Here is a 5,152-nt window from a genome sequence, read left to right as displayed (position 1 = left end):
CGATCCGCCGACGCCGCCACCAAGCCCGCGCCATGAACAGCCATTACGCCCGACAAGCCCTTATCGAGCCGTGATCACGATCCCCGGCTGGAGTACTAGGGCCGCTTGGGCACGTCCTTTAGCTGGTCGTCCCGCTTGAACGGACGATCGTCAGGACGTCCGATGTGAATGGTGACCACGGCTCGCGGTGAGCACCGTTGGCGTCTGGTCGACTTGATCCTCGCGAGCCGTGGTCAACCTAATCTGGGCCGGAGTAGGCATCGCACCGGATCGGCGCCCGTCGTAGGCGATGATCCGCCGGTTGCTGCAGGCCTCGTACCCGGGACTGCTCACCGCGGGCCAACGGCACCTGGCTCGCCCCACAAGTCGCGCCTAGCGCCGCCGACCGTCCGGGCACACCCGCACTGTTGCGTACGACGACGGCAACCTCATCGACCGGCGCGGTCCTCGGCGTCTCGCTCGCCGAGGTCGGATGACCGGCGGCGGCCGGACGTCCCCAATTCCCCTCGGCGTTCGCCGCCTGCCCACAAGGGCCAGGCCAGAGTGGTAAGAGAAGGAGCACCATGTCCATGAAGAACCGGCTCAACCCGTCCACCCCCGGACGCAGAACAGTATCTCGTCTCGCAGTGGGCGCTGTTGCCGTCGGCACCGCGGTGTTCGGCTTTCCGTCAGCGAGCTGGGCCGACGACAACTACTACGACCACTGCTCCAGGTCAGATATTTCGTGCCAGACCGGAGTCGAGGTAGGCGGGCCTGACTATGATAAGTGCTACCAGGAATCCACCCACGACACGATTGTCTGCATCAAATTCGCTGGCGACATCGTCTATGTGTATGACGGCAGCACCGACGGCAATTCGGCAATGGGGGCAGTCGCCACGCCCGATGCAGGATCTGTCAGTGTGCGGTACTGCCGTAACCCCCATGGATCCGGCACGTGGGCCAAGTGCAACTTTGACTGGGTGGAAGACACCACGAAGATTGTCTACGGCGGGGTTCGTATTGACTCCGACTCGGAGTCGATGACCCGGCTGTGGTCGTTCTCCAACGGCTAGGGCCGCTTCATACGTCTTCTAGCCGGTCGTCGCGGTTTGAGCGGGCGATCGTCAGACCGTCCGATGTGATCGGCGGCCACGGCTCGCGGTGAGCATGGCTGGCGCCTGAACAACTTGATCCTCGCGAGCCGTGGTCAACCTGATCGGGGCAAAGTCCATTTGTGAGTCCGTACCCGCAACCGCTGGCCGGTGGAAACCACCGACCCGGCCAGCGCGCACCTGCACGTCGCGGACCGCTCGCTCAACCACGACCTGCTGACGACCGGGTCGGGCATCAACGACCTCGTCCACGCCCTCCGCGCGCCGTGAGCGGGCACCGTGCACAACCCGACGAGGAATCTGAGCACCGTGCACGGTAGCTCCGGCAAGATGCCGCCTCATAACGTGCTCGCTGTGCGGATGAAGGTCGCATCAGATCCAGAGAGGATGCAGTTCTTGAGACACATGACGACGGTTCGGGAGGGGCTCGCGCGATCTCGGCGCGCGGTTGGGGGTGCCCTCGCTCTCGTGACCGCGGCGGCCGTGGTGTTCGCCGCGCCGACGCCGGCCGTGGCCGCAGAGGATTGGTACGCCGAATGCTCCCGCGCGGATGTGAGTTGCCAGACCGGCGTCGAGGTCAAATTTGTGCCAAGCGACAAATGCGCGAAGGCGAGCGCGGACATGCACCACACGGAGGTCTGCATCCTGTACTACGGTGACAAAGTTTACGTCAAGGACGGCCAAGCCGACACGCACTCGGCGGTTGGGGTAGTCACCTCCAGCACGGGCGATATCAGGCACCGGTATTGTCGCAACCCCCATGGATACGACACCTGGGCCGAGTGCAACTTTGACTGGACCGAGGACAGTTCCAAAACCGTCTACGGCGGCTACCGGGTCAGCACGTCTGTCATATACAAAGGATATTTGTTCCCCTTCGCCAATAACTGACCGTCATCAGGGCGTCCCGGCAGCCGTCAAAACGGCCTCCGGGACGCCCTTGCCCGGATCCACGTCGGTGAGCAGTCAGTCATGGGTATGTAGGGGTGGGCGTGCAGTTTCGAGTTCTCGGCCCGCTTGAGGTTCTCGACAACACTGAATGGCGGCGGCTGGGCGCCAGCAAATTGCGGCTGATGCTGGCGGTGCTGCTCGTTGAGGCGAATCGGGTGGTGGCGCAGGACCGGATGGCGGAGTGCCTGTGGGGCGAGCGCCCGCCGCAGACCGTGGGCAACCAGATCCACGGGTACGCGGCCCGGCTTCGCCGCCTGCTCGGCGCGGACCGGCTCGTCACCCAGCCCCCCGGATACCGGCTGTGCGTCGCAACGCAGGACACCGACCTCGGCCAGTTCACAGCGCTGGCTGAACGTGGCCGGGCGGCGCTGGGCGCGGGTGACGCAGATGCAGCGGTCGACGCGTTGAGCCAGGCTCTTGGTCTGTGGCGGGGCACGGCATTCGAGGACGTGCCCGCAGTTCCGCCGGTGCAGGCCGAAGTGCAGCGCCTGGCCGAGATGCGGACTGCCGCAGTGGAGGACCTGGCGCAGGCACGGCTCGAACGCGGTGACCATGCGGCCGTGGTGGCCGAACTCGCCGACCTGATCACGCGGCATCCATGGCGCGAACGACTGCGCGAACTGCAGATGCTTGCCCTGTGCCGCGCCGGCAGGCAAGCCGAAGCGCTCACCGTATACGCCGAACTCCGGGCCGCGCTTGCCGACGAACTCGGTATCGACCCCGGCGAGCCGGTGCGGCAGCTGTACGAACGGATCCTACGCAGCGACCCCACGCTCGCCGCCACGGCCGCGCAACCCAGCGTACGACTGATTCACGGCGCGGCTGTGCCGGTGCACCAGCTTCCCGCCGACATACCCGACTTCACCGGCCGTGCCGAGCAGTTGGCCTGCGCAGTGGACACACTGGCCTCGCATCGGGACGACGGATCGCCGCCGATAGTGGTCGTCGCCGGCGGGCCGGGAGTTGGCAAGTCGAGCCTGGCCGTACGCGCCGCGCACACCGCGAGTGCGCGGTTCCCGGACGGCCAGGTCTACCTCGACCTCGCCGGAACCTCAGACCAGCCGAGAGATCCGGCCGTCATGCTGGCCGAAGTCCTGAGCGCGCTCGGCGTTTCGGAAGCGTGGATCCCCTCGACCCTGCCAGCGCGAGCGTCGCTGTACCGCTCATTGCTGGCCAGACGCAGCATGCTGCTCCTGCTTGACGACGCCGCGGACAGCGGTCAACTGCGGCCGCTGCTGCCGCCGGCCGGCCGATGCGCCGTCATAGTCACCACCCGACGACAGCTTGGGGACCTGCCTGGTGCCCGGCACGTCGACCTCGACGTGCTGTCACCAGCGGAAGCCAACCGGATGTTCACCAGGATTGTGGGCCGCGACCGGGTGAAAGCCGAACCCGGCCACGCCGACGCGATCGTGCGGGCGTGCGGCTATCTGCCGCTGGCGATCCGGATTGTCGGCGGCAAACTGGCCGGGCGAGCCCGGTGGCCGCTGCGCGTGCTGCGCGAACGGCTGGAGGACGAGTGGCGACGACTCGACGCACTACGCATGGGCGATCTCGACGTGCGCGCAAGCTTCGACCGGAGCCTGCGCGCGTTACCAGCTGACGCGGTGCGGGCTTTCGCGATGATCGGCCTGCTCGGCGCGCAGTCGTGGCCGGGCTGGGTGCTGGATCCCTTGCTGGACCGGCGTGATACCGACGAAATTCTCGAGGTTCTCCTTGACGCCAACCTGATCCGCCTTACCGGCATCGACACGCTCGGACAACCCCGGTACCGGTTGCCCGACCTGCTGCGTGCATACGCCGCTGAGGCTGCGGCGGCGTATCCCAGGGACGAGCGTGAGGCTGCCCTCACCAGGTACTTGGCCACGATGCTGCATCTCGCCGAGCAGGCCGCCGACGGGCTGCCGCCCGGGCTGTTCCGGCCGACGCCGGGAACCGCGCCGCGGCGGAAGCCGCCGGAGGCACTCACCCGGCGGCTGATCGGCGACCCACTGGCCTGGTTCGACGACGAACGCGTCGCCATGCTCGAGGCCGTGGCGCTCGCCGCCGAACGCGGCCCTTGACGAATTGGCTGGGGAGCTCGCAGCCAGCAACTACACCGGCTGGGCCGGTGATCCGGCTGTGCGACCCGATGCGAGCCGACTATCCGCAGTTGGCCGTGGCGTCGTTGTAGTTCCGCCAATGTGCCTGGTCGAAGCTCGGGTTGACGACCTGACCGTTGTCTGTCAGCGAGATATTGAACCTGAAGCAGTGGCCTTCCGCCAGGTCGAACGGTGCACCGAGGGAGGCCCTGCCCGTGCTGCACGAGCCGTTTCCTGACGCTTCCAGGTGGTACTTGAACACGCCGCCCGCGGTGGCGTCGTAGATGTTGAGTTCGGCACGTGCGCCGTCGGCCTGGAGGTCGCAAAGCTGAACGATGTCGCCGTTGGGCCAGAAGTCGACCCGGCCACCCGGGTTGTCGTCGTCGGTGTACATCCAGTAGTGCGGATCGGCAAGCGGGGCGGCCTGTGCCTGACCAGGCACCGCGACCACGGCAGCGGTCAACGCGACGAACGCGGCGGCCAACGACTTAGCCGTTCTGGTTTTCATGCTTTGTCCTCGGTTCATGCGGGTTCCGGCGGGCCGACCGTCACGGATCGACCCGGTGGTGACGATGCCAGCCGAGCCTGTATCCGACATGTACGCAGCCTGTTTCGTCAGCATGCGCAACCGAGCGGGACACGTCTTGGTCAAGTAGCGCACTGGCTAGGAGAGCCGCACCCGCCCGGTGCGGCGCAGGGTTCGTGCCGGAGCCGGCCGTACCTCTGCGGTACGGCCGACTCGGTGCACGTTTCCGGTGCTTATGACACCGCCGGTACCCGTTCGACCGCCGGGGCCGCGACCGGCCGAGGTGCCGGTCGGGCCAGGGCGCTCGGCCACCAGGTGCGGCGGCCGACGTGCAGCGCCAGCGCCGGGACGAGCAGGCTGCGGACCAGGAACGTGTCGAGCAGCACCCCGACGCCGATGATCACAGCCGTCTGGACGGACGGCACCAGCGGCAGGACGCTCAGCGCGCCGAACGTGGCGGCGAGGACCACGCCGGCGCTGGTGATTACCCCGCCGGTCAC

The 5,152-nt window shown here is 67.2% G+C and carries 5 protein-coding genes; 3 read left to right on the top strand and 2 right to left on the bottom strand.

Translation table 11 applies throughout. From position 1 onward, the window contains the following. The first annotated feature begins 563 nt into the window (after positions 1-563). The 3 genes from ACGF4F_RS37225 to ACGF4F_RS37215 all read left to right on the top strand — a co-directional run bounded on the left by ACGF4F_RS37225 (position 564) and on the right by ACGF4F_RS37215 (position 4,108). Entirely contained in the window at positions 564-1,055 is a 492-nt protein-coding gene (locus tag ACGF4F_RS37225) for a hypothetical protein (protein WP_393085215.1), read from the top strand. A gap of 507 nt (positions 1,056-1,562) precedes the next feature. After that, positions 1,563-1,985, top strand: a complete 423-nt coding sequence (locus tag ACGF4F_RS37220; protein WP_393085212.1) for a hypothetical protein — start codon at positions 1,563-1,565, stop codon at positions 1,983-1,985. Between the two features lie 95 nt (positions 1,986-2,080). Continuing rightward, a complete protein-coding gene (locus ACGF4F_RS37215; protein ID WP_393085209.1) occupies positions 2,081-4,108 on the top strand; it encodes a BTAD domain-containing putative transcriptional regulator in 2,028 nt (675 codons plus the stop codon). A gap of 79 nt (positions 4,109-4,187) precedes the next feature. Here the strand turns inward: ACGF4F_RS37215 and ACGF4F_RS37210 are convergent, their stop codons facing one another. Together ACGF4F_RS37210 and ACGF4F_RS37205 are read right to left on the bottom strand one after the other, a co-directional pair. Beyond that, positions 4,188-4,748: a hypothetical protein gene (locus ACGF4F_RS37210; RefSeq protein WP_393085206.1), complete on the bottom strand. Its 561-nt coding sequence runs from the start codon at positions 4,746-4,748 to the stop codon at positions 4,188-4,190. Positions 4,749-4,885: 137 nt separating this feature from the next. Next, positions 4,886-5,152: MMPL family transporter (locus tag ACGF4F_RS37205; RefSeq protein WP_393085203.1), on the bottom strand; the 267-nt coding region annotated here is incomplete at its 5' end.

It is taken from the genome of Micromonospora sp. NPDC047740, from assembly GCF_043204735.1.
Lineage (GTDB): Bacteria > Actinomycetota > Actinomycetes > Mycobacteriales > Micromonosporaceae > Micromonospora.
Note: the sequence above shows the minus strand (reverse complement) of the source record. Positions and strands in the feature narration are given on the sequence as shown.

Coding starts and splice junctions, on each gene's coding strand:
- ACGF4F_RS37210 (WP_393085206.1), bottom strand. CDS start 4,748: ATGCTGACGAAACAGGCTGCGTACATGTCGGATACAGGCTCGGCTGGC.
- ACGF4F_RS37225 (WP_393085215.1), top strand. CDS start 564: ATGTCCATGAAGAACCGGCTCAACCCGTCCACCCCCGGACGCAGAACA.